At 56.7% G+C, this 23,800-nt stretch carries 17 protein-coding genes; 12 read left to right on the top strand and 5 right to left on the bottom strand.

Annotated elements, in window-relative coordinates; all coding sequences use genetic code 11:
* Nucleotides 1–34 precede the first annotated feature (34 nt).
* On the bottom strand, nt 35–2,794 hold the full coding sequence (barA, locus tag FHC48_RS06320; RefSeq protein ID WP_119312221.1) for a two-component sensor histidine kinase BarA: 2,760 nt from the start codon (nt 2,792–2,794) through the stop codon (nt 35–37).
* A gap of 57 nt (nt 2,795–2,851) precedes the next feature.
* Here barA and rlmD point away from each other — a divergent pair, with 57 nt between their 5' ends.
* From rlmD to eno, 5 genes are all read left to right on the top strand, one after another.
* On the top strand, nt 2,852–4,150 hold the full coding sequence (rlmD, locus tag FHC48_RS06315; RefSeq protein ID WP_059362085.1) for a 23S rRNA (uracil(1939)-C(5))-methyltransferase RlmD: 1,299 nt from the start codon (nt 2,852–2,854) through the stop codon (nt 4,148–4,150).
* Nucleotides 4,151–4,201: 51 nt separating this feature from the next.
* Complete coding sequence (relA, locus tag FHC48_RS06310; RefSeq protein WP_008499628.1) at nt 4,202–6,433, top strand: GTP diphosphokinase; 2,232 nt, start codon at nt 4,202–4,204, stop codon at nt 6,431–6,433.
* Nucleotides 6,434–6,498: 65 nt separating this feature from the next.
* Nucleotides 6,499–7,290, top strand: coding sequence for a nucleoside triphosphate pyrophosphohydrolase (gene mazG, locus FHC48_RS06305; protein ID WP_008499627.1), 792 nt, complete (start codon nt 6,499–6,501; stop codon nt 7,288–7,290).
* Between the two features lie 223 nt (nt 7,291–7,513).
* A complete protein-coding gene (gene pyrG / locus FHC48_RS06300; RefSeq protein ID WP_008499626.1) occupies nt 7,514–9,151 on the top strand; it encodes a glutamine hydrolyzing CTP synthase in 1,638 nt (545 codons plus the stop codon).
* A gap of 82 nt (nt 9,152–9,233) precedes the next feature.
* Entirely contained in the window at nt 9,234–10,532 is a 1,299-nt protein-coding gene (eno, locus tag FHC48_RS06295; protein WP_003862715.1) for a phosphopyruvate hydratase, read from the top strand.
* Nucleotides 10,533–10,585: 53 nt separating this feature from the next.
* Here the strand turns inward: eno and FHC48_RS06290 are convergent, their stop codons facing one another.
* Together FHC48_RS06290 and FHC48_RS06285 are read right to left on the bottom strand one after the other, a co-directional pair.
* The gene (locus tag FHC48_RS06290) at nt 10,586–11,695 is read right to left on the bottom strand and encodes an SDR family oxidoreductase (RefSeq protein WP_032653198.1); all 1,110 of its coding nucleotides are present in this window, start codon (nt 11,693–11,695) and stop codon (nt 10,586–10,588) included.
* A gap of 358 nt (nt 11,696–12,053) precedes the next feature.
* Entirely contained in the window at nt 12,054–12,878 is an 825-nt protein-coding gene (locus tag FHC48_RS06285) for a MurR/RpiR family transcriptional regulator (protein WP_008499624.1), read from the bottom strand.
* Nucleotides 12,879–13,043: 165 nt separating this feature from the next.
* On the opposite strand from FHC48_RS06285, the gene FHC48_RS06280 reads away from it, so the two are divergent.
* The 3 genes from FHC48_RS06280 to queE are packed head-to-tail and all read left to right on the top strand — an operon-like array spanning nt 13,044 to nt 16,036.
* Nucleotides 13,044–14,603, top strand: a complete 1,560-nt coding sequence (locus tag FHC48_RS06280; protein ID WP_023294452.1) for a PTS transporter subunit EIIC — start codon at nt 13,044–13,046, stop codon at nt 14,601–14,603.
* Nucleotides 14,603–15,310 carry an N-acetylmannosamine-6-phosphate 2-epimerase gene (locus tag FHC48_RS06275; RefSeq protein ID WP_049121055.1) on the top strand — a complete coding sequence of 236 codons (708 nt, stop codon included), beginning with the start codon at nt 14,603–14,605 and terminating at the stop codon, nt 15,308–15,310. Before FHC48_RS06280 ends, FHC48_RS06275 begins: the two co-directional genes overlap by 1 nt.
* 54 nt (nt 15,311–15,364) lie before the next feature.
* On the top strand, nt 15,365–16,036 hold the full coding sequence (gene queE / locus FHC48_RS06270; protein ID WP_021241905.1) for a 7-carboxy-7-deazaguanine synthase QueE: 672 nt from the start codon (nt 15,365–15,367) through the stop codon (nt 16,034–16,036).
* An 88-nt stretch (nt 16,037–16,124) separates the two neighbouring features.
* Here queE and queD read toward each other — a convergent pair whose 3' ends face one another.
* A complete protein-coding gene (gene queD / locus FHC48_RS06265) occupies nt 16,125–16,487 on the bottom strand; it encodes a 6-carboxytetrahydropterin synthase QueD (protein WP_008499619.1) in 363 nt (120 codons plus the stop codon).
* Nucleotides 16,488–16,793: 306 nt separating this feature from the next.
* Between queD and cysJ the strand changes: the two genes are divergently transcribed.
* The 3 genes from cysJ to cysH are packed head-to-tail and all read left to right on the top strand — an operon-like array spanning nt 16,794 to nt 21,061.
* Nucleotides 16,794–18,599 carry an NADPH-dependent assimilatory sulfite reductase flavoprotein subunit gene (gene cysJ / locus FHC48_RS06260; protein ID WP_023344814.1) on the top strand — a complete coding sequence of 602 codons (1,806 nt, stop codon included), beginning with the start codon at nt 16,794–16,796 and terminating at the stop codon, nt 18,597–18,599.
* A complete protein-coding gene (cysI, locus tag FHC48_RS06255) occupies nt 18,599–20,311 on the top strand; it encodes an assimilatory sulfite reductase (NADPH) hemoprotein subunit (RefSeq protein ID WP_008499617.1) in 1,713 nt (570 codons plus the stop codon). The genes cysJ and cysI overlap by 1 nt, the downstream gene beginning before the upstream one ends.
* 15 nt (nt 20,312–20,326) lie before the next feature.
* Complete coding sequence (cysH, locus tag FHC48_RS06250; protein ID WP_008499616.1) at nt 20,327–21,061, top strand: phosphoadenosine phosphosulfate reductase; 735 nt, start codon at nt 20,327–20,329, stop codon at nt 21,059–21,061.
* 98 nt (nt 21,062–21,159) lie between these two features.
* Here the strand turns inward: cysH and FHC48_RS06245 are convergent, their stop codons facing one another.
* Nucleotides 21,160–22,203: an aminopeptidase gene (locus tag FHC48_RS06245; RefSeq protein ID WP_046091897.1), complete on the bottom strand. Its 1,044-nt coding sequence runs from the start codon at nt 22,201–22,203 to the stop codon at nt 21,160–21,162.
* A 237-nt stretch (nt 22,204–22,440) separates the two neighbouring features.
* Between FHC48_RS06245 and cysG the strand changes: the two genes are divergently transcribed.
* Nucleotides 22,441–23,799 carry a siroheme synthase CysG gene (gene cysG / locus FHC48_RS06240; RefSeq protein WP_059362083.1) on the top strand — a complete coding sequence of 453 codons (1,359 nt, stop codon included), beginning with the start codon at nt 22,441–22,443 and terminating at the stop codon, nt 23,797–23,799.
* The last annotated feature ends 1 nt before the right edge of the window (nt 23,800 follow it).

Raw genomic sequence — 23,800 nt, 5'->3', positions numbered from 1 at the left:
GGCCCGGCAAGCGTAGCGCCACCGGGCTTTTACCTCAGCTCCCCAACACCTTCATCGCTTCGCGCGTCACGTTATCCATTTCATCCAGCAGCTCCAGGAACTCCGGTTCAAGCTCCGATTCCGGCGTGCCCGCACGCAGCTGCTGCTCCAGCAACTGACAGAGGTTTTTCAGCCGCGGTACGCCGCTGTACCCGCAGCTGCCGTGCAGCTTGTGGATTGCGTCCAGCAGATCTTCCGGGTTTTCACCCACCAGCTGCTCTTCCACCTTGTTGCGAATTTCCGGCAGAAACGCGACCAGCATTTGCAGCATGTCGCGGGCCAAATCGGGTTTACCTGCCGCCTGGCGCAGCGCGAGCTGCCAGTCAAAGGTGGCGTTCTGATTAACGCTTATCTCAGCCTGCTCGCTGGAAACCGTGTACGTTCCGCCAATATGACCCGGCTTGTAGCGCAACAGCAGGCTATGAAGTTTCTCTTCATCGATGGGCTTTGCCAGATAGTCATTCATCCCGGCGCTCAGCAGCTTCTCCTTCTGGCCCGCCATCGCGTGCGCGGTGACAGCAATAACCGGCGTTTGCTGCTGATGCGGCAACTGGTGGATCAGCTCGCAGGCCCGGATGCCGTCCATGCCCGGCATCTGAATATCCATCAGGATTAAATCGAACTGCATCTGCTTAGCCTGTTCAACCGCCTGCGCGCCGCTGGTGCACAGCTCCACATGCTGAACCTGGTCCTCAAGCAATGCGCCAATGAGCTTCAGGTTGGCCGGATTATCATCCACCGCCATCACGCTCATCGGCAATTTTTGCTCATCGTTAATCAGCGGAATGGCATGCTGGCTAAGACGGCAATATTCCGTGAGGGCTGGCAGCAAACGGGTTGCGGTCAGTGGTTTCAAAAGGCACGCGGCCGCGCCGTCGTTTTTCAGTTCTTCCGCGTTGAGCTGCCCATGGCACGGCAGCGCCAGCAGCAGGTAGTCGGTCATCGACGCGGCTTTCGCCAGGCGCTCCTGCTGCATGGTCAACTCGCCGGTGAAGGTGACCGGAATGCCCATCAGCAGAATATCGTAATGCTCTACGGCAAGCGCCGAGAAGGTGGGGCTGTAGACCACCTCCAGCGGCGTGGTGCTTAAGATGTCGAGCGTACACTGCGCCGCCGCCGCGTTAGGCTCAACGTAGGCCAGACGCTTGCCTTTCAGGCAGTCCGTCACCGGGCCATCGGTCAGCACGTTCGGATTAAGGTCCAGATTAATGTGGAACCAGAAGGTTGAACCGCGGTTTGGCTGGCTGTGGAAAGAGATATCGCCGCCCATCTCGTTCACCAGGCGCTGGGTGATCACCAGCCCCAGACCGGTACCGCCATGACGGCGGGAGATGCTGGCGTCCGCCTGACGGAACGCCTGGAACAGACGCGACTGGTCGCGCTCCGGAATACCGATGCCGGTATCGCGGATCTGGACTTCAATCTGGACCTTATTGCTGCTGATCGAGCGTTTCTCTACCAGGATGTCGATATTACCGCTTTCGGTGAACTTAATGGCATTCCCGACAAGGTTGGTTATGACCTGCTGCAGGCGCAGCGGATCGCCAATAACGTTATCCGGCACGTCGTTTTTAATGTTAAGCGTCAGCTCCAGGCCTTTGTCGTGCGACGAGTGCGCGAGCAGCGTCACCACTTCATCCAGCGTGCTGCGCAGCGGGAAGGGGATACTCTCGAGGATCAGCTTGCCCGCTTCCAGCTTGGAGAAGTCCAGCACGTCGTTAATGATCGCCAGCAGGTTGTTGGCCGAGCGTTCAATGGTATGCAGGTGATCCCGCTGAGTGGGGTTGAGCTCGCTTTTCAGGGTCAGACGGGTAAAGCCGATCACGCCATTGAGCGGCGTGCGCAGCTCGTGCGACATATTGGCAAGGAATTCCGATTTAATACGCGCCGCTTCCTGAGCGCGCTTTTTCGCCAGATCCAGCTCAACGTTCTGGATCTCCATCTGCTCCAGCGTTTCGCGCAGGTCGGACGTCGCCTGGTCAACGTTGTGCTGCATCTCTTCGTGATAGGCCGCCAGCGACATCGCCATCGAGTTGATGCCGTTTTTCAGCATGTCCAGCTCGCCCAGCATAAACCCTTCCACACGGCTGTCGAGCTGTCCCCGGCGGATGCGGTCAACCGTGTTAACCATGTTGCGGATGGGACCCGTCACGTCGCGCATCAGGCGCCAGCCGAAGATCAGCGCAATGCCGATGCAGAACAGCATCATCACGCCGGAAATGAAGATCTCTTTGTACTGCTGTAGCCGGACCGACTTGAGATCCAGCTCCAGCGCCACATATCCCAGCATATTATTGCTGGATTTGGCGTCGGACTGCGCAGACTCATCGGGGGAATAGCTTTCCGACACGATCGGCGTGCGCAGGATCATGATATCGCCGCGCCGCAATACGGTGAGGTGGCGCGGGAACGGCGTACCGTCCGGGATCTTCAGTGCTGCCGGATCGAGATGAAAGTTTGAGGTCACAAACAGGCGGTTATGTTCGTCGTAAACGGAAATGGCGCGTACGATATCCGAGTGACGACGGTGGAGTACGCTGATTAACTGCCCAATGGATTCGCGGTTTTGCAGGTTCATGCCGTACTCGCTGGAGACGGCAAGCGGTTCGATAATACTGGCACCTGCATCTTCCAGCTGTCGCTGCAAATCGTTATAGCGGTGCACCACAAAGAAGATACTCAGCAGCAAACCGATAAGAACGGTGGGGGCGAGGATCAAAATCATCATGCGCGCGCGCAGGCTGTAGTTGGTCATGGCGTTCCGTTATGGGACAATTAAGATAATTATGGTTATGTGAGAAAAATCTCGGCGATGGCGCAATTCTACTCTGCAAAGCGACGCGTGACGACGCGTCAAATCATCACTGTTGAGGCCACGGACCTCGATCCGTTTGGCCAGGGAGTGGCACGCCACAATGGTAAGGCTCTGTTTATAACAGGTTTACTGCCAGCAGAACGAGCAGAAATTACGCTGACGGAAGATAAACGCCAGTTTGCGCGCGGGCAGGTTAAGCGTCGCCTCAGCGATAGCCCGGAGCGTGTGGCACCCCGCTGCCCCCATTTTGGCGTGTGCGGCGGCTGCCAGCAACAGCATGCGAGCACAGAATTACAGCAAAAAAGCAAAAGCCGCGCGCTGGCGCGTCTGCTCAAACATGACGTTAACGAAATTGTTGCCGATGAGCCCTGGGGCTATCGTCGTCGCGCGCGCCTGAGCCTCAGCTATCAGCCAAAAACGGAGCGGCTGGAGATGGGGTTTCGCAAGGCCGGCTCCAGCGACATCGTTGACGTGAAGCAGTGCCCCATTTTGGTGCCCCATCTTGAGGCATTGCTTCCGGAAGTGCGCATCTGCCTTTCCGGGCTGGACGGCGTACGCCATCTTGGGCACGTCGAACTGGTCATGGCAAACAATGGCCCGCTGATGGTGCTGCGCCATACCGCGCCGTTGTCGAAGAAAGATCGCGAAAAACTGGAACGCTTTTCGCATTCCCACGACCTGGCGCTTTTCCTTGCACCACAAAGCGAGATACTTGAACAGGTTACCGGTGAGGCGCCCTGGTATGCGTCAAACGGGCTACGCTTAACGTTCAGCCCGCGGGATTTCATTCAGGTGAATGATGGCGTTAACCAGCAGATGGTGGCGAAAGCGCTGGCGTGGCTGGACGTTCAGAAAAGCGACCGGGTGCTCGATCTGTTCTGCGGAATGGGCAACTTCACGCTGCCGCTGGCGCAAGAAGCGGCCAGCGTCGTCGGTGTGGAAGGCGTTGAGGCGCTGGTGGCGAAAGGGCAGGGAAACGCGCGGCAGAACGGCTTGCAAAATGTGACATTCTTTCATCAAAATCTTGAGGACGATGTCACCCAACAGCCGTGGGCAAAGCAGGGCTTTGATAAAATTTTGCTCGACCCGGCACGTGCCGGTGCCCCGGGCGTGATGGCACATATTATTAAACTCGCGCCAAAGCGTGTGGTCTATGTTTCCTGTAACCCGGCAACGCTTGCCCGGGACAGCGAGGCACTGCTCAGCGCGGGTTACCAGATTCAGCGTCTGGCAATGCTGGACATGTTCCCGCACACTGGGCATCTGGAATCGATGGTGTTGTTCGAGCACATCTAATTTGTTTGGCTTGTCGACTTCGACAGGCCCTGGTCCCTAAAGGAGAGGACAATGGTTGCGGTAAGAAGTGCACATCTCAATAAAGCTGGGGAGTTTGACCCACAAAAATGGATCGCAAGTCTGGGAATTTCCAGCCAGCAGTCGTGTGAACGCTTAACCGAAACCTGGGCCTATTGTCTGCGCACCACGCAGGGGCATCCCGACGCCGATCTTCTCCTGTGGCGCGGCGTGGAGATGGTTGAAATCCTGTCCATGCTGAACATGGACATCGAAACGCTGCAGGCCGCGCTGCTCTTCCCCCTCGCGGATGCGGACGTGGTCAGCGAAGACGTGCTGCGCGACAGCGTCGGAAAATCCGTCGTCGCGCTGATCCACGGCGTGCGCGATATGGCAGCCATTCGTCAGCTCAAAGCCGCGCATACGGATTCTGTCTCCTCAGAGCAGGTCGATAACGTTCGCCGGATGCTGCTGGCCATGGTGGATGATTTCCGCTGCGTGGTCATCAAGCTGGCCGAGCGTATTGCCCATCTGCGAGAGGTGAAGGATGCGCCGGAAGACGAGCGCGTGCTGGCTGCCAAAGAGTGTACAAACATCTATGCGCCGCTGGCGAACCGGCTGGGGATTGGTCAGCTGAAGTGGGAGCTGGAAGATTACTGCTTCCGCTATCTGCACCCGGCGGAATACAAACGGATTGCCAAACTCCTGCACGAGCGCCGTATCGATCGCGAGCACTATATCGAGGAATTTGTCGGCGGACTGCGCCAGGCGATGAAAGAAGAGAACGTGCGCGCCGAAGTCTACGGTCGACCAAAGCACATCTACAGCATCTGGCGCAAAATGCAGAAGAAACACCTCGCCTTCGACGAGCTGTTTGACGTGCGCGCCGTGCGTATCGTGGCGGAGCGTCTGCAGGACTGCTACGCCGCGCTGGGGATAGTGCACACGCACTTCCGTCATCTGCCCGATGAGTTCGACGACTATGTCGCCAACCCCAAACCGAACGGCTATCAGTCAATCCATACCGTGGTGCTTGGCCCTGGCGGTAAAACGGTCGAGATTCAGATCCGCACCAAACAGATGCACGAGGACGCCGAGCTGGGCGTTGCCGCGCACTGGAAATACAAAGAAGGCACGTCCGGCGGGGCGCGTTCAGGCCACGAAGACCGCATTGCCTGGCTGCGTAAGCTGATTGCGTGGCAGGAAGAGATGGCCGATTCCGGCGAGATGCTCGACGAAGTGCGCAGCCAGGTCTTTGACGATCGCGTCTACGTCTTTACCCCGAAAGGGGACGTTGTCGACCTGCCGGCCGGCTCTACGCCGCTCGATTTTGCCTACCACATCCATAGCGATGTCGGGCACCGCTGCATCGGGGCGAAAATTGGCGGGCGTATCGTACCGTTCACCTATCAGCTGCAGATGGGCGACCAGATTGAAATCATTACCCAGAAGCAGCCGAACCCGAGCCGGGACTGGCTTAACCCGAACCTGGGGTATGTCACCACCAGCCGCGGGCGCTCGAAGATTCACGCCTGGTTCCGCAAACAGGATCGAGACAAGAATATCCTTGCCGGCCGCCAGATCCTTGACGACGAGCTGGAGCATATCGGGATCAGCCTGAAAGAGGCGGAGAAATTCCTGCTGCCGCGCTACAACTTCAACGAGCTTGATGAGCTGTTAGCGGCGATTGGCGGCGGTGATATTCGTCTGAATCAGATGGTGAACTTCCTGCAGGCGCAGTTCAATAAGCCAAGCGCGGAAGAGCAGGACGCGGCGGCGCTGAAGCAACTGCAGCAGAAAACTTACGCGCCGCAGCAGCGCAGCAAAGACAACGGCCGCGTGGTGGTCGAAGGTGTCGGTAACCTGATGCACCACATTGCCCGCTGCTGTCAGCCAATTCCAGGCGACGATATCGTCGGCTTTATCACTCAGGGGCGCGGAATTTCGATTCATCGTTCCGACTGCGACCAGCTTGCCGAGCTGCAGTCCCATGCGCCGGAGCGCATCGTGGAAGCGGTCTGGGGCGAGAGCTACTCCGCCGGCTACTCGCTGGTGGTGCGCGTCACCGCCAACGACCGCAGCGGCCTGCTGCGCGACATTACGACCATTCTCGCCAACGAGAAGGTCAACGTGCTGGGCGTCGCCAGCCGCAGCGATACCCGCGAGCAGCTTGCCACCATCGATATGACCATCGAAATCTATAACCTGCAGGTGCTGGGCCGCGTGCTTGGCAAGCTGAACCAGGTGCCGGATGTGATTGACGCGCGTCGTCTGCACGGCGGCTAAACATCCTCTTCCGTAGGCCGGGTAAGGCAACGCCGCCACCCGGCATTTTTCATCAGGACAGTATTATGACTCAAATCGACCGCCTGCTCGGCATCATGAAACGCCTGCGCGACCCGGAAAACGGCTGCCCGTGGGACAAAGAGCAGACTTTCGCCACCATCGCCCCGTACACCCTTGAAGAGACCTACGAGGTGCTGGACGCCATTTCCCGTGAAGATTTTGACGACCTGCGCGGCGAGCTGGGCGATCTGCTTTTCCAGGTTGTGTTCTACGCGCAGATGGCGCAGGAAGAGGGGCGCTTTAACTTTGACGATATCTGCGCTGCCATCAGCGACAAGCTTGAGCGCCGTCATCCCCATATTTTCGGTGACGCTACCGCAGGAACCAGCACCGAAGTCCTGGCCCGCTGGGAGCAGATCAAGAGCGCCGAGCGGGCAGAAAAATCCCAGCACTCCGCGCTGGACGACATTCCGCTGAGCCTGCCCGCGCTGATGCGCGCGCACAAAATCCAGAAACGCTGCTCCGCCGTGGGGTTTGACTGGACCTCACTCGGCCCGGTGCTGGATAAAGTGCACGAAGAGATTGACGAGGTGATGCACGAAGCGCAGCAGGCGGTGGTGGATGAAGCAAAGCTTGAGGAAGAGATGGGCGATCTGCTGTTTGCGACCGTCAACCTTTCTCGCCACCTGGGTGTAAAAGCGGAAACGGCGCTGCAAAAAGCCAACCTTAAGTTCGAACGCCGCTTTCGCGAAGTGGAGCGGATTGTCGCCTCGCGAGGCCTGGAAATGAGCGGTATTGACCTCGACGCGATGGAAGAAGTCTGGCAGGAAGTAAAGCGCCAGGAATCTGATCTCTAACGAAATTTTGCGATCAAGCGCAATTTGTGTGATTTTTTAAATGACAAGCGCTTGATTTGCGTCAAAAACATTTACCCAAAAGGGGCTATTTTCTCACTCCTTATGTTTGTCATGGCCTGGAATGGAGACGGAGAATGAAAGTTTGTGGCGCTCGCCGTGTTCGGGTATACTACTTTCCCGTCCTGGTTATTCCATCGTTTCACCCTAACTTCTCAGGTTCAGCATGACAACGAACTATATTTTTGTGACCGGCGGGGTCGTATCCTCTCTGGGTAAAGGCATTGCCGCAGCCTCCCTCGCAGCCATTCTTGAAGCCCGTGGCCTCAATGTGACCATGATGAAACTGGATCCGTACATCAACGTCGATCCTGGCACCATGAGCCCAACCCAACACGGGGAAGTGTTCGTTACTGAAGACGGCGCTGAAACCGATCTGGATCTTGGCCACTACGAGCGTTTCATTCGTACCAAAATGACCCGTCGTAATAACTTCACGACTGGCCGCATCTACTCTGACGTTCTGCGTAAAGAGCGCCGTGGTGACTATCTGGGCGCGACCGTGCAGGTTATCCCACACATCACCAACGCCATCAAAGAGCGTGTCCTTGCCGGTGGCGAAGGACATGACGTTGTGCTGGTTGAAATCGGCGGTACCGTGGGTGATATCGAATCCCTGCCGTTCCTCGAAGCGATTCGTCAGCTGGCGGTAGACATTGGTCGTGAACACGCGCTGTTCATGCACCTGACGCTGGTGCCTTACATGGCGGCGGCAGGTGAAGTGAAAACCAAACCGACCCAGCACTCTGTTAAAGAGCTGCTCTCTATTGGTATTCAGCCTGACATCCTGGTTTGCCGTTCCGATCGCGCCATTCCGGCGAACGAACGTGCGAAAATTGCATTGTTCTGTAACGTGCCTGAAAAAGCCGTTATTTCAATGAAAGATGTCGATTCCATTTATAAAATCCCGGGCCTGTTGAAATCACAGGGTCTGGACGATTATATTTGTAAACGATTCAGCTTGAACTGTCCGGAAGCTAACCTGTCTGAATGGGAACAGGTTATTTACGAAGAAGCCAACCCGGCAGGCGAAGTGACTATCGGTATGGTCGGCAAGTACATCGAGCTGCCGGATGCCTATAAGTCCGTGATCGAAGCGCTGAAACACGGTGGTCTGAAGAACCGTGTCTCCGTGAACATCAAGCTGATTGATTCGCAGGATGTTGAAACGCGTGGCGTTGAAATCCTGAAAGATCTGGATGCTATCCTTATCCCTGGCGGCTTTGGCTACCGTGGTGTAGAAGGCAAGATCGCCACCGCGCGTTATGCGCGTGAAAACAATATTCCATACCTCGGCATCTGTCTGGGTATGCAGGTTGCGCTGATCGAATTTGCGCGCAACGTAGCGGGAATGGAAAACGCGAACTCTACGGAATTTGTGCCAGACTGTAAGTACCCTGTTGTGGCGCTTATCACTGAATGGCGTGATGAAGACGGTAACGTCGAAGTCCGTACCGAGAAGAGCGATCTGGGTGGCACTATGCGTCTCGGCGCACAGGCCTGCCAGCTGACTGACGATAGCGTGGTTCGCAAGCTTTACGGCGAGCCGGTCATCACCGAGCGCCATCGTCACCGCTATGAAGTCAACAACATGCTGTTGAAACAAATTGAAGCTGCGGGTCTGCGTGTTGCGGGCCGCTCCGGGGATGATCAGTTAGTCGAGATCATCGAAGTGCCAAACCATCCGTGGTTTGTCGCCTGCCAGTTCCACCCGGAATTTACTTCAACGCCACGTGACGGGCATCCGCTGTTTGCAGGCTTCGTGAAGGCCGCCAGCGACTACCAGAAGCGTCAGGCGAAGTAAAAAAAGTTAGAACGGCAACGCGTACCTTTGGTACGCGTTGTTTGTCTGGAGTTTTAGTTTAACTTGTACTGAGGAAAATCTAATGTCCAAAATCGTTAAAGTCATCGGTCGTGAAATCATCGACTCCCGTGGTAACCCGACCGTTGAAGCCGAAGTTCATCTGGAAGGTGGTTTCGTCGGTATGGCAGCTGCTCCATCAGGTGCTTCTACCGGTTCCCGCGAAGCGCTGGAACTGCGTGATGGCGACAAATCCCGTTTCATGGGCAAAGGCGTACTGAAAGCGGTTGGCGCTGTTAACGGTCCTATTGCTCAGGCTATCGTTGGCAAAGATGCCAAAGATCAGGCTGGCATCGACAAGATCATGATCGATCTGGACGGTACTGAAAACAAATCTAACTTCGGTGCGAACGCAATCCTGGCCGTTTCCCTGGCGAACGCCAAAGCGGCTGCGGCGGCTAAAGGTATGCCACTGTTCGAGCACATCGCTGAACTGAACGGCACCCCAGGCAAATACTCCATGCCTGTACCAATGATGAACATCATCAACGGTGGTGAGCACGCAGACAACAACGTTGATATTCAGGAATTCATGATTCAGCCAGTTGGCGCGAAATCCCTGAAAGAAGCAGTACGTATGGGTTCTGAAGTGTTCCACAACCTGGCTAAAGTTCTGAAAGCTAAAGGTATGAACACGGCTGTGGGTGACGAAGGTGGCTATGCGCCAAACCTGGGTTCTAACGCAGAAGCACTGGCTGTTATCGCTGAAGCGGTAAAAGCAGCGGGCTACGAGCTGGGCAAAGACATCACCCTGGCGATGGACTGTGCAGCATCTGAATTCTACAAAGACGGTAAATACGTTCTGGCTGGCGAAGGCAACAAAGCGTTCACCTCCGAAGAGTTTACTCACTTCCTGGAAGACCTGACCAAACAGTACCCAATCGTGTCTATCGAAGACGGTCTGGACGAGTCTGACTGGGCTGGCTTCGCATACCAGACTAAAGTACTGGGCGACAAAATCCAGCTGGTGGGTGACGACCTGTTCGTAACCAACACCAAGATCCTGAAAGAAGGTATCGAGAAAGGCATCGTTAACTCCATCCTGATCAAATTCAACCAGATCGGTTCCCTGACCGAAACGCTGGCTGCGATCAAAATGGCGAAAGACGCTGGCTACACCGCGGTTATCTCTCACCGTTCTGGCGAAACTGAAGACGCGACCATTGCTGACCTGGCTGTGGGTACCGCTGCTGGCCAGATCAAAACGGGTTCTATGAGCCGTTCTGACCGTGTTGCTAAATACAACCAGCTGATTCGTATCGAAGAAGCGCTGGGCGAAAAAGCACCATACAACGGTCGTAAAGAGATCAAAGGCCAGGCGTAATCGCCTAAGCTTTAACATGAAAATGCCAGTCGAATGACTGGCATTTTTTTTGGCTATTTAAAATCGACCGCCATTTGCTCCGGAATGGTCAGCCCCCGGGTGGTTTGCACGCAGCGGGCAATATAATCCGTAAACCGGGGTGGCTTCGGCATCCCCATGCTCAGCAGCTTATCGTTGCTGAAGCGCACGTTAAGCGTGGCAAACGCGCCGTATAACCGCATGGCTCTCAGCATCAGACGTTCGTTGCACGGGCCAAAAATCGTTTTCAGTTCACGGCGCATTCTGACCAGCGTTTCGTAGCTGACCTGGGCATATTTATCTCCGACGGGGGCTTTCTCCAGCGCCTGCGCCATCGCATTATCAATATCCGCAAAGCGAACGCTGTTCTCTTCTCCGGCCGAAATGTGTACCACTTCCCCCGGACGCGCGTTGCTGTTGAGCAGCATTAACAGCGCGTCGGCGCAATAATCCACCGGGACAACGTCGATCCGGTCCTCCATCGAGCACATAAACTTCTGCAGCATCAGGCCCATGCTGAAGACCCAGAAAATACTGCTCGAGGGCGTGCAGCCGTGGCGGGTATGGCCGACAACGATGGACGGACGCGCGATGAGCAACGGCAGGTTCGGACATTCCTGGCGCATCAGCTGTTCGATGGTTGACTTCGAAAACGTGTATTCCACCAGGTGTTCAGCATTCTCTCTGAATTCGGCGCTTTCGGCGACCAGGGAATCCTGCTCCGGCGTACATGACATTGCCGTGCCCACGTGGAGGAAGCGTTGTAGCGTTGAAACCTGCTCCATGCGGCGCGCCAGTGCCAGCGTTCCTTCCACGTTGACCTTCCAGATGAGCGGGTTGTTACCAAATGAGGCAACAGCTGCACAGTTGACGACATGCGTGACCTGGTCCAGACGCGGATCGTTCAGGAAGGCTTCAGGCTGGCTGAGATCGCCAATGAGAATATTGTCCACGCTCAGAGTGGCCAGTTTGTTCTCAGGAACGTTGAACTTGCGCATGTTCTCCAGCACGCGCTCCAGCCCGCTCTGCGGATCGCTGGCACGCGCGAGCAAAAGCAGTTTTACGGATTGATCGCTGGTCAGAATTTTTTCCAGTACTGCACCGCCCAGAAACCCCGTCACGCCTGTAATCATTAACATCTTCATTAATACCGTCTCATTATGATTGATGAGGCGGATTGTAGGCGTGCAAAAGTAAACGGCATTTAAATAATAAAACGCCGAAATAGACAGCATCTTAAGCTTATTTTAAGGAAAGGAATTCGGGTGGAGATATTGGACATTACAGGCAGGGTGAAAATTCAATTTATTAAAATGAATATTTCAACATGATGATTTTAAAGTTCTTTTTGTGATACTCATCGGATGATGAACTTAATTCTAAATGTAATAAATATAATACTTTGTTACACCAAACATTTACCGGATAAATGATTTAAACACCACTTAACTTAAATCAGGCGACATTAAGCGCAGGCTATTTTATTTAGCCTGCGAAGGGTTTTTAGAGTAACAGAGGAAGCGTGGCGCTGGCCGTTTGCTGGCTAACGTCGCCGTAACGGCCATCCAGCGCAATCATGGACGTGGTCAGCAGTTCGACCAGCAGCATGACCCCAACTTTGGCATTGAGCGCGCCCGCGCTAAGCGGCCCCTCTGGCTTGGCGGCCACCAGCTGCATGTCGCTCAGGGACGCCAGCGGGCTGCGAGGCGTATTGCTGAGTGCCAGAACCTTAACGCCGCGTTTGCGGGCAAGCTTCACTACATGGAGTAGATCCCGCGTTGAGCCGGAACTGGAGATTGCCACCACCAGGGTTTCTGACGAAAGCGTTGTCGCATTCATTGCCGCGCGGTGCATATCGCTAAACAGCTGTGCGGGTTTGCCCAGCCGCAACAGCTTGTAGTGCAGATACTCCCCGAGGATCGCGCTGGCTGCAACGCCATAAATCTGCACCGACTGCGCCTGATGCAGCGCCAGCGCGGCCTTTTCAAGCAGCGTGCGGTCAAGGAGCCTGGCGGTGTCCTGCAAAGCCTGCACCGACTCATCCACGACGTTATCAATCTCATCCCCCGCCTGACGCGCGGGCTGGCCCTGCTGAATATCCAGCGCAAGCGCCATTTTAAATTCGTTATAGCCCTTGCAGCCCAGCGTGCGGCAAAGACGCGTCACGCTGGCCTCGCTGGTGTGGCTCTCGCGCGCCAGTTCGGTGATCGTCAGGTAGAGCACCCGGGCAGGATCGCTGAGAACAAACTCACCGAGTTTTTGTTGTGTTGGGCTGTACCCGGAAGCCTCCTGGCGTAGCTTCAGCAGCAGGTTTTCATGGTCTGACATGCTCGATCCTTAATGCGTTTCTCTGCGACTAGTGTGGCGGAAAGCGGGGGAAGGATGCCAGTCATTTCGAAAAAGTATGATCGTCGTCCTGGTTTTTGATGATAATTTTCACTGCTTAAAATTAATATGGTAAAAATTTTCATCTATTAATGGGGGGATGAAAAAATGATGCAAATATTCAGTGGGGCTTCTTCAGGGGGATGGTTTGAAAAAGCGCAGCGCTTTGGCAAATCCTTTATGTTGCCGATTGCCGTGCTGCCTGCGGCAGGTCTGCTGCTGGGGATAGGCGGCGCGCTATCCAATCCCAACACGCTGGCGGCCTATCCGTTTTTAGACGTGAGCTGGCTGCAGGCCATTTTCACCATCATGAGCAGCGCAGGATCCATCGTGTTTGCGAACCTCTCGGTGCTGTTTGCCGTTGGGGTGGCCGTCGGGCTGGCAAAAAGCGATAAGGGCACGGCGGGGCTGGCGGCGCTTCTCGCGTTTCTGGTGATGAATGCCACCATCAACGCGCTGCTGATCCTCACCGGCAAACTGGCGCATGAGAACCCGGGCGCGGTGGGGCAGGGCATGACGCTGGGTATTCAGACGCTGGAAACCGGCGTCTTTGGCGGCGTGGTGATTGGGCTGGTAACCTGCGCGCTCCATCATCGGTTTAACAAGATTGCACTTCCGCAGTTCCTGGGCTTTTTTGGCGGCTCGCGCTTTGTTCCTATCATCAGCTCGCTGGCGGCGATACTCGTCGGTGCGCTCATGACCGTGGTCTGGCCGCATTTCCAGAAGCTGATTTTTGGTCTCGGCGGGCTGGTGGATGCGACCGGGTATCTGGGCACTTTGCTGTACGGCTTCATTTTACGCATGCTGGGTCCGTTCGGTCTGCACCACATCTTCTATTTGCCTTTCTGGACCACGGCGCTTGGCGGGAGTGAAATCGTCAATGGCCATCTGGTTGAGGGCACACAGCGGATCTTCTTCGCTCAGCTGGCTGACCCGAACACGCAACATTTCTATGAGGGCACGTCACGCTTCATGTCCGGGCGTTTTATCACGATGATGTTTGGCCTGCTCGGGGCGTGCCTGGCGATGTACCACACGGCAAAACCCGAGAACAAAAAACGCGTTGCCGGGCTGCTGCTTTCTGCGGCGTTAACCTCGTTCCTGACCGGGATTACCGAGCCTATCGAATTCTCGTTTCTGTTTATTGCGCCGGTGCTCTACGTCATCCATGCGCTGTTTGACGGGCTGGCATTCATGCTCGCGCACATGCTGCATATCACCATCGGGCAAACCTTCTCCGGCGGTTTCATCGACTTCGTGCTGTTCGGCATTTTGCAGGGAGAAGCCAAAACCAACTGGATGTTCGTTCCGCTGGTCGGCGTACCGTGGTTCTTCCTTTACTACTTTACCTTCCGCTATCTGATTAACCGCTTTGATTTCGCGACGCCAGGTCGGGAAAAGGAGGCGATGGCTGATGAGGTCAGTCTGCCGCAAAACGAACGCGCAGCCGCGGTGATCGCCGGATTAGGCGGAAAAGAGAATCTGGACGAGGTGGACTGCTGCGCCACGCGTCTTCGCGTCACGGTTAAAGACGGCAGCAAAGTGAATGAGTCGGCACTGAAAGCCACCGGGGCGCGCGGCGTTATCGTGCGCGGCAACGGCGTTCAGGTCATTTATGGCCCGCACGTCACGATTATCAAAAACGAAGTGGAAGAGATCTTATCGTAATGAAAACTGTACTGGATAACCTGAAGGGAAAACTGGTCGTCTCCTGTCAGGCGCTGGAAAATGAACCGCTGCACAGCCCGTTTATTATGTCGCGCATGGCGCTGGCTGCGGCACAGGGCGGGGCTGCCGCCATTCGCGCGAACAGCGTGGTGGATATCGAGGCCATCAGGCAGCAGGTGTCTTTGCCGGTCATCGGCATCATCAAACGGGATTATCCCGAAAGCGAGGTGTTTATCACCGCGACAATGAAAGAAGTGGATGAGCTCATGAGCGTCTCGCCGGACATCATTGCGCTTGATGCGACGGCGCGGCCACGTCCCGGCGGAGAATCTCTGGAAACGCTGGTCTCACGCATCCGCGCACGTTATCCCGCGGTGCTGCTGATGGCGGATATCTCCTCCGTGGAGGAAGCCGTGACGGCGCAGGCGCTGGGCTTTGACTGCGTCGGCACCACGCTTTACGGCTACACGGCGGAAACGGCGGGCCATTCACTTCCGGAAAACGACTGCGCGTTCCTGAAGGCGGTGCTGGCCGCCGTGACGGTGCCCGTGGTTGCCGAAGGCAACGTGGATACCCCCGAGCGTGCGGCCAGGTGTCTGGCGCTGGGCGCGCATACGGTGGTGGTCGGCGGCGCGATCACCCGTCCGCAGCAAATTACCGAACGGTTTATGGCGGCGATTGACGCGCAAAGCACCGATGGAGCATGACCATCCGGCGGGGATCTGCGATACTTATCGTTTATCCCCTTTACTGAGATGACTATGCAGTACCCGATTAACGAGATGTTCCAGACCCTGCAAGGCGAGGGTTACTTTACCGGCGTTCCCGCTATTTTCATTCGTTTACAGGGATGCCCGGTTGGCTGTGCCTGGTGTGATACCAAACATACGTGGGATAAGCTCGCAGATCGGGAAGTGTCGCTGTTTAGCATTCTGGCGAAAACCAAAGAGAGCGATAAGTGGGGGGCAGGCAGTGCCGAAGATCTGCTCGCCATCATTGGTCGTCAGGGCTGGACGGCGCGTCACGTGGTGATCACCGGCGGTGAACCCTGCATCCACGATCTGACGCCGCTGACCGAGCTGCTCGAAAAGAACGGCTACAGCTGCCAGATCGAGACCAGCGGCACCCATGAAGTGCGCTGCTCGCACACCACCTGGGTGACGGTATCGCCAAAAGTGAATATGCGCGGCGGGTATGACGTGCTGTCTCAGGCGCTGGAGCGCGCGGATGAGATTAAGCACCCGGTAGGACGCGTGCGTGATATCGAAGCGCTGGATGAACTGCTGGCCACGCTGACGGACGAAAAGCAGCGGGTCATTGCCCTGCAGCCTATCAGCCAGAAAGACGATGCAACGCGCCTGTGCATTGAAACCTGTATTGCGCGCAACTGGCGCCTGTCGATGCAGACGCACAAGTATTTGAATATCGCCTGAAAAAAAGCCCGGTGGCGCGAGCGCTTACCGGGCCTACGGTTCCAGGCGATTGTAGGCCGGGTAAGGCGAAGCCGCCACCCGGCAAGCATCACTCGCCGCGATACACGCAGCCTGCCGTACAGGTCTCTTTGATCATCACCGCGCTCAGCAGCGGTACCCGCGGTTTCATCTGATCCCAAATCCATTTTGCCAGCACCTCGCTGGTCGGGTTTTCAAGGCCCGGGATCTCATTCAGGTAGTAGTGATCCAGACGATCGTAGGTCGGCTTAAACGCCGCCTTCAGCTCGGCAAAATCCATGATCCAACCGGTATGCGGATCAACTTCACCGGTGATCTCAAGACGCACCATGAACGAATGCCCGTGCAGACGGCCACATTTATGCCCTTCAGGGACATGCGGAAGGTGGTGGGCGGCTTCGAAGGTGAAATCTTTAAACAGTGTGGTGGACATGATCGCTCTCAGTAATGCGGAAAAAACCGCCGCATAGTACCGGAAAGCACAATTTTTAGCATTAACTAAAACGGCTCTGAGCGGCAACCGCCTCGTATACGGGGTGTTTATCGCTATTTGTTCTTATATTTCAAATAATTATTTAATCGCTTTTATCGCTAAGCATGACAATCAAAACAGGTTAGTCCATTTGGTTATTTATTATTTCCATCCCTTCTTTAATTGTTATTATCCTCGCCGTTAACCTTATCTTCAGTTTGGATTTATTCGATTAAAGTCCGCTTGGCTACTGGAACATAACGACGCATGACAACACAGGCCCCACCTTCAAACTTGCTTCCCCTGAACCCGGAGCAGCTGGCGCGCCTTCAGGCTGCCACCTCTGATTTTTCTCCCACTCAGCTTGCCTGGGTCTCCGGTTATTTCTGGGGAATGCTTAATCAGCAGCCTGGCGCTGTGGCGGGTGCACCGGCCACGGCCGTAGAAATTCCGGCCATTACCCTGATTTCCGCCTCGCAGACGGGTAACGCCCGCCGCGTGGCCGAAGCGCTGCGTGACGACCTGCTGGCCGCCAGGCTGAACGTGAACCTGGTCAACGCCGGGGATTATAAATTTAAGCAAATCGCGTCAGAAAAACTGCTGGTGGTGGTGGCTTCTACGCAGGGTGAAGGTGAACCCGCAGAAGAAGCGGTGGCGCTGCATAAGTTCCTGTTCTCGAAAAAGGCGCCGAAGCTGGATGGCACGGCGTTTGCCGTCTTTGGCCTGGGCGATACCTCCTATGAATTCTTCTGCCAGTCCGGCAAAGACTTCGACAGCAGGCTGGCGGAGCTGGGCGCAGAGCGCCTGCTGGACCGCGTTGACGCAGATGTCGAATACCAGACCGCCGCCGCTGAATGGCGTGCCCGCATCGTCGACGTGCTAAAAGCGCGCGTGCCGAAAGAGACGTCAGCCCAGGCCGCGTTCACCGCGACGGGTGCTGTTAACGACATCCACACCAGCCCATACACCAAAGAGGCGCCGCTTGCGGCGAGCCTGTCGGTGAACCAGAAAATTACCGGCCGCGATTCCGAAAAAGACGTTCGCCATATCGAAATCGATCTCGGCGACTCGGGCCTGCGCTATCAGCCTGGCGATGCGTTGGGCGTCTGGTATCAGAACGATCCGGCGCTGGTGAAAGAGCTGGTTGAGCTGCTGTGGCTGAAAGGCGACGAGCCCGTCACCGTTGACGGCAAAACGCAGCCGCTTTCTGAAGCGTTGCAGTGGCATTTTGAGCTGACGGTGAATACCCCGAATATCGTCGAAAATTATGCCACCTTAACGCGCAGCGAATCCCTGCTGCCGCTGGTGGGCGACAAGGCGAAGCTGCAGCATTACGCCGCGACGACGCCGATTGTCGATATGGTGCGCTTCTCTCCGGCTCAGCTGGATGCCGATGCGCTGATCGGCCTGCTGCGTCCGCTGACCCCACGCCTGTACTCGATTGCCTCGTCTCAGGCCGAGGTGGAGAGCGAAGTGCATATCACCGTCGGCGTGGTGCGCTACGACATCGAAGGCCGCGCCCGTACGGGTGGAGCATCGGGCTTCCTGGCAGACCGCGTGGAAGAAGAGGGCGAAGTGCGCGTCTTTATCGAGCACAACGACAACTTCCGCCTGCCTGCAAACCCGGAAACGCCGGTCATCATGATTGGCCCGGGCACCGGCATTGCGCCGTTCCGCGCCTTCATGCAGCAGCGCGCGGCAGACGGCGCGCCGGGTAAAAACTGGCTGTTCTTCGGCAACCCGCACTTTACGGAAGATTTCCTCTACCAGGTGGAGTGGCAGCGCTATGTGAAAGAAGGCGTACTGACCCGCATCGATCTGGCCTGGTCCCGCGATCAGAAAGAAAAAGTATACGTACAAGACAAACTGCGCGAACAGGGCGCAGAGCTGTGGCGCTGGATCAATGACGGTGCCCACATTTATGTCTGCGGCGACGCCAATCGCATGGCGAAAGACGTTGAGCAGACTTTGCTGGAAGTGATTGCCGAATTCGGCGGTATGGATGCCGAAGCGGCGGATGAATTTTTAAGTGAGCTGCGCGTTGAGCGCCGTTATCAGCGAGATGTCTACTAATGAGCGAAAAACATCCAGGGCCACTGGTGGTCGAAGGTAAACTGACAGACGCCGAGCGCATGAAGCTGGAAAGCAACTATCTGCGTGGCACCATTGCTGAAGATCTGAATGACGGTCTCACCGGCGGTTTCAAAGGTGACAACTTCCTGCTGATCCGTTTCCACGGCATGTACCAGCAGGACGACCGCGACATCCGCGCCGAGCGTGCAGAGCAGAAGCTGGAGCCGCGTCATGCGATGCTGCTGCGCTGCCGTCTGCCGGGTGGGGTGATTACCACCAAACAGTGGCAGGCGATCGACAAGTTTGCCGGTGAAAACACGATCTACGGCAGCATCCGTCTGACTAACCGTCAGACCTTCCAGTTCCACGGCATTCTGAAGAAGAACGTCAAGCCGGTGCACCAGATGCTGCACTCCGTTGGGCTGGACGCGCTGGCGACCGCCAACGACATGAACCGTAACGTGCTCTGCACCTCGAACCCGTATGAGTCCGAGCTGCATGCCGAAGCGTACGAGTGGGCGAAGAAGATCTCCGAGCACCTGCTGCCGCGCACCCGCGCCTATGCAGAGATCTGGCTCGATCAGGAAAAAGTCGCGACCACCGATGAAGAGCCGATCCTCGGCCAGACCTACCTGCCGCGTAAGTTTAAAACCACGGTAGTGATCCCGCCGCAGAACGATATCGACCTGCACGCCAACGACATGAACTTCGTGGCGATTGCCGAAAACGGCAAGCTGGTGGGCTTTAACCTGCTGGTGGGCGGCGGCCTGTCCATTGAGCACGGTAACAAGAAAACCTATGCCCGCACCGCGAGCGAGTTCGGCTTCCTGCCGCTGGAGCATACGCTGGCCGTGGCGGAAGCGGTGGTGACGACCCAGCGCGACTGGGGTAACCGTACCGACCGTAAAAACGCGAAAACCAAATACACCCTGGAGCGCGTGGGCGTGGAGACGTTCAAAGCGGAAGTGGAGCGTCGCGCGGGCATCAAGTTTGAGCCGATCCGCCCTTACGAATTCACCGGTCGCGGCGATCGCATTGGCTGGGTGAAGGGTATCGACAATAAATGGCACCTGACGCTGTTTATCGAAAACGGCCGTATTCTGGATTATCCGGGGCGTCCGCTGAAAACCGGTCTGCTGGAAATTGCGAAGATCCATAAGGGCGAGTTCCGCATTACGGCTAACCAGAACCTGATCATTGCCGGCGTGCCGGAAAGCCAGAAGGCGAAGATCGAGAAGCTGGCGCGCGAACATGGATTGATGGATGCGGTGAAGCCGCAGCGTGAAAACTCAATGGCCTGCGTGTCGTTCCCGACCTGTCCGCTGGCGATGGCGGAAGCGGAACGTTTCCTGCCGTCATTCACTGACAAGGTAGAAGCGATTCTGGAAAAACACGGCATTCCGGACGAGCATATTGTTATGCGCGTGACGGGCTGCCCGAACGGCTGCGGTCGCGCGATGCTGGCCGAACTGGGGCTGGTGGGGAAAGCGCCGGGGCGCTACAACCTGCACCTGGGCGGTAACCGTATCGGCACGCGCATTCCGCGTATGTTCCGCGAGAACATCACCGAGCCGGAAATTCTTGATTCCATCGACGAGCTTGTCGGGCGCTGGGCGAAAGAGCGCGAAGCGGGTGAAGGCTTCGGCGACTTTACGGTGCGTGCGGGCATCATTCGCCCGGTGCTCGATCCCGCCAGGGATTTCTGGGAGTAAACACGAGAGGTAATTATGTCCGTACTCGATCTAAACGCCCTTAATGACCTGCCAAAAGTCGAACGCATTCTGGCGCTGGCAGAAACCAATGCCCACCTTGAAAAGCTGGACGCTGAAGGGCGCGTGGCGTGGGCGCTGGAAAACCTGCCGGGAGAGTATGTGCTCTCGTCAAGCTTTGGTATTCAGGCTGCGGTCAGTTTGCATCTGGTGAATCAGATCCGTCCGGACATTCCGGTGATCCTCACCGATACCGGCTATCTGTTCCCGGAAACCTACCAGTTCATTGACGAGCTGACGGACAAGCTCAGGCTGAACCTGAAAGTTTACCGCGCGACGGAAAGCGCGGCCTGGCAGGAGGCGCGCTACGGCAAGCTGTGGGAGCAGGGCGTTGAGGGCATTGAGAAATACAATGAGATCAACAAGGTCGAGCCGATGAACCGGGCGCTGAAAGAGCTTAATGCCCAGACGTGGTTCGCGGGCCTGCGCCGTGAGCAGTCCGGCAGCCGGGCAACCTTACCGGTGCTGGCGGTGCAGCGCGGGGTCTTTAAAGTGCTGCCGATTATCGACTGGGATAACCGGACGGTGTACCAGTACCTGCAAAAGCACGGGCTGAAATACCATCCGCTGTGGGACCAGGGCTATCTGTCGGTGGGCGATACCCACACCACGCGTAAGTGGGAACCGGGCATGGCGGAAGAAGAGACGCGATTCTTCGGGCTGAAGCGCGAGTGCGGGTTGCACGAAGGGTGATAACCTTTTTGCCCGGTGGCGCTGCGCTTACCGGGCCTACTAAGGCTCGTTCCATATGTAGGCCCGGTAAGGCGTAGCCGCCACCGGGCTTAACGGCCTCAGGCTTTCCCCGCTTTCGCCAGCTCCTTCACCAGCGGCAGCATCACCTTCACCACATCACGACTGCGGTGTTCAATCCGCTGCGGCAGCGCGCGATCGATGTGCTGCTGATTGTCCAGCATCACGTTGTGCCAGCTTGTCCCGTCCGGGAAGGCCTTCGATTTAGCCCGCTGCTGGTAGCCATCTTTTTTGCCCAGCGCCCAGTTCGTCGCTTCCACGTACAGCACCGGAATGCCCGCCCTATCGAACACTTCCCCGTCGTTGCAGCAGCCTGTGCCTCGCGGATAATCTGGGTTACCGCCGGGGTTGCTGGTGGCATAAACCCCATGGCTGCGGGCTATCGCCAGCGCCCGGTCGCGCGTCAGTTTCCGCACGGTACCCGGCGTACTCTGCCCGCTGTTGAAATAGAGCTTGTCGCCGACGATCAGGTTGTCGAGGTTGATCACCAGCAGCGTATTTTTCTTCTCCTCAGCGCTCATACGCTTAAGGAGATTCTCAGCGCCGAGTTTGCCCTCTTCCTCACCGCTGGTGGCAACAAAACGAATGCCATATTGGGTGGGAATATCTTTCATCCGCTCGGCCAGTTCAAGCATCACGCCGAGGCCTGCGGCATTGTCGTCCATGCCCTGCAGCGTCAGCCCGCCAAGATTGTTATCCGTATCGGCGTCACTCATCGGGGCGTAGGTATCAAGGTGCGCCATAATGATAATTTGCTCTTTTGCGCTGCCTTCGTGGGCCGCAATCACCGTACTGCCGGTCACGTTATGCCAGTTTTTCGTTTTATTGCGTGAGGTATAGACGTAGCGGCTGTGAAACGATCGGATATCGCTCTGGTAACCCATGTCGGCAAACTGCTGGCGAAGATAGTCCGCGGAGAGCATTTCCGCAGGCGATCCGGTCATGCGGCCAGGGAAAACGGTGGCAATATGCCGCGCCTGCATAGTGGCGATTTCACCATAAGGTTGGTTTTTTGCCTGGGCAGGAAGAATAAAGCAAACGCCGAGCGCCAGGGCAGCAATACGGTGGCGCGTTGCGGAAAACATAGTGAGTCCTTAAAAACAGAGCAAAATAATAACCCGCCTAGTATGAAACTGTGATCGTCCATACACAATTTGAATCGTTCTTAAATGCCCGAAATGTCGCGCGTTAAGCACTTTTTGGTATTAGCTTTTTCATAGCGTTATTCCATTGAGTAACTACTCATTCCAATTCGTAATTTCATTCGGTCTAAGCCGCCCCCTATAGTCCCTCTATTCCTCGTTGTTAGTGAGTTGTTGCCTGTGGACTATCTGCCCTTATTTGCTGCGATTAAAGAGAAACCGGTGCTGGTGGTTGGCACGGGTGAAATCGCCGATCGCAAAATCGTGTTTCTGCAGCGCGCAGGGGCCCAGGTGCAGGTCGTTGAAGAGGCGGATTTCGACGAGTCACAAATCGACAGCGTCGTGCTGGTAATTGCGGCGACCGACGATCGTGAACTGAACCAGCGGATCTCCGACGCCGCTCAGGCCCGTTACCGCCTGGTGAACGTGGTGGACGACCAGCCTTTATGCTCGTTTATTTTCCCGTCGATCGTTGACCGTTCGCCGCTGCTGGTGGCGATCTCCTCCGGCGGTACCGCACCGGTGCTGGCGCGCGTGCTGCGGGAAAAAATCGAAGCGCTGCTGCCGACCAGCCTCGGGCGCATGGCGGAGAAAGCCAGCTACTGGCGCAACCATCTGAAAACCCGCCTGACCAGCGTGACGGAGCGCCGTCGCTTCTGGGAACGCGTGTTTCGCGGCCGCTTTGCCAGCCTGATGCATGCCGGTAATGAGACAGCTGCGCAGAAAATCCTCGAGGACGAACTGGATAACCCCGGCAGTACGGGCGGGGAGATCATTCTGGTGGGCGCGGGGCCGGGCGATGCCGGGCTCCTGACGCTGCGCGGCCTGCAGGTGCTGCAGGATGCGGACGTGGTGTTCTACGACCACCTGGTCACCGACGGCGTGCGCGAGCTGATCCGTCGCGACGCGGAGCAAATCTGCGTCGGCAAACGGGCGGGCGAACACTCGGTGCCGCAGCACGACACCAACCAGATGCTAATTGACGCCGCGAAAGCGGGCAAAACCGTGGTGCGCCTGAAGGGGGGCGATCCGTTCATTTTCGGTCGCGGCGGCGAAGAGCTGCAGGCGGCAGCCGAAGCGGGCGTTCCGTTCCAGGTGGTGCCCGGCATCACGGCGGCTTCTGCGGTAACGGCCTACGCCGGTATCCCGTTGACCCACCGCGATTACGCCCAGAGCGTCACCTTTGTGACCGGCCACTACAAGGCGGACAGCACGCCGTTCGACTGGTCGCATCTCGCCCAGAGCCGCCAGACGCTGGCGATATACATGGGCACGATGAAAGCGGCGGACATCAGCGAACAGCTTATTCAGCACGGTCGCGAGGCGACGACCCCCGTCGCCGTCATTTCTCGCGGCACGCGCGTCGATCAGCATGTTGCTGTCGGCACACTTCAAGACCTTGCAACCCTGGCGAAAGATGCCCCGATGCCTGCCCTGATCGTGGTGGGGGAAGTGGTGCAGCTGCACAGCACGCTCGCCTGGTTTCAGCACACAACCGATACAGAAGGCTTTGGTTCTTCTGTTGTAAATTTGGCTTAAG

Source organism: Enterobacter sp. EC_50 (assembly GCF_019584525.1).
Taxonomy (GTDB): Bacteria; Pseudomonadota; Gammaproteobacteria; order Enterobacterales; family Enterobacteriaceae; genus Enterobacter; species Enterobacter roggenkampii.
Note: the sequence above shows the minus strand (reverse complement) of the source record. Positions and strands in the feature narration are given on the sequence as shown.

Coding starts and splice junctions, on each gene's coding strand:
- barA (WP_119312221.1), bottom strand. CDS start 2,794: ATGACCAACTACAGCCTGCGCGCGCGCATGATGATTTTGATCCTCGCC.
- rlmD (WP_059362085.1), top strand. CDS start 2,852: ATGGCGCAATTCTACTCTGCAAAGCGACGCGTGACGACGCGTCAAATC.
- relA (WP_008499628.1), top strand. CDS start 4,202: ATGGTTGCGGTAAGAAGTGCACATCTCAATAAAGCTGGGGAGTTTGAC.
- mazG (WP_008499627.1), top strand. CDS start 6,499: ATGACTCAAATCGACCGCCTGCTCGGCATCATGAAACGCCTGCGCGAC.
- pyrG (WP_008499626.1), top strand. CDS start 7,514: ATGACAACGAACTATATTTTTGTGACCGGCGGGGTCGTATCCTCTCTG.
- eno (WP_003862715.1), top strand. CDS start 9,234: ATGTCCAAAATCGTTAAAGTCATCGGTCGTGAAATCATCGACTCCCGT.
- FHC48_RS06290 (WP_032653198.1), bottom strand. CDS start 11,695: ATGAAGATGTTAATGATTACAGGCGTGACGGGGTTTCTGGGCGGTGCA.
- FHC48_RS06285 (WP_008499624.1), bottom strand. CDS start 12,878: ATGTCAGACCATGAAAACCTGCTGCTGAAGCTACGCCAGGAGGCTTCC.
- FHC48_RS06280 (WP_023294452.1), top strand. CDS start 13,044: ATGATGCAAATATTCAGTGGGGCTTCTTCAGGGGGATGGTTTGAAAAA.
- FHC48_RS06275 (WP_049121055.1), top strand. CDS start 14,603: ATGAAAACTGTACTGGATAACCTGAAGGGAAAACTGGTCGTCTCCTGT.
- queE (WP_021241905.1), top strand. CDS start 15,365: ATGCAGTACCCGATTAACGAGATGTTCCAGACCCTGCAAGGCGAGGGT.
- queD (WP_008499619.1), bottom strand. CDS start 16,487: ATGTCCACCACACTGTTTAAAGATTTCACCTTCGAAGCCGCCCACCAC.
- cysJ (WP_023344814.1), top strand. CDS start 16,794: ATGACAACACAGGCCCCACCTTCAAACTTGCTTCCCCTGAACCCGGAG.
- cysI (WP_008499617.1), top strand. CDS start 18,599: ATGAGCGAAAAACATCCAGGGCCACTGGTGGTCGAAGGTAAACTGACA.
- cysH (WP_008499616.1), top strand. CDS start 20,327: ATGTCCGTACTCGATCTAAACGCCCTTAATGACCTGCCAAAAGTCGAA.
- FHC48_RS06245 (WP_046091897.1), bottom strand. CDS start 22,203: ATGTTTTCCGCAACGCGCCACCGTATTGCTGCCCTGGCGCTCGGCGTT.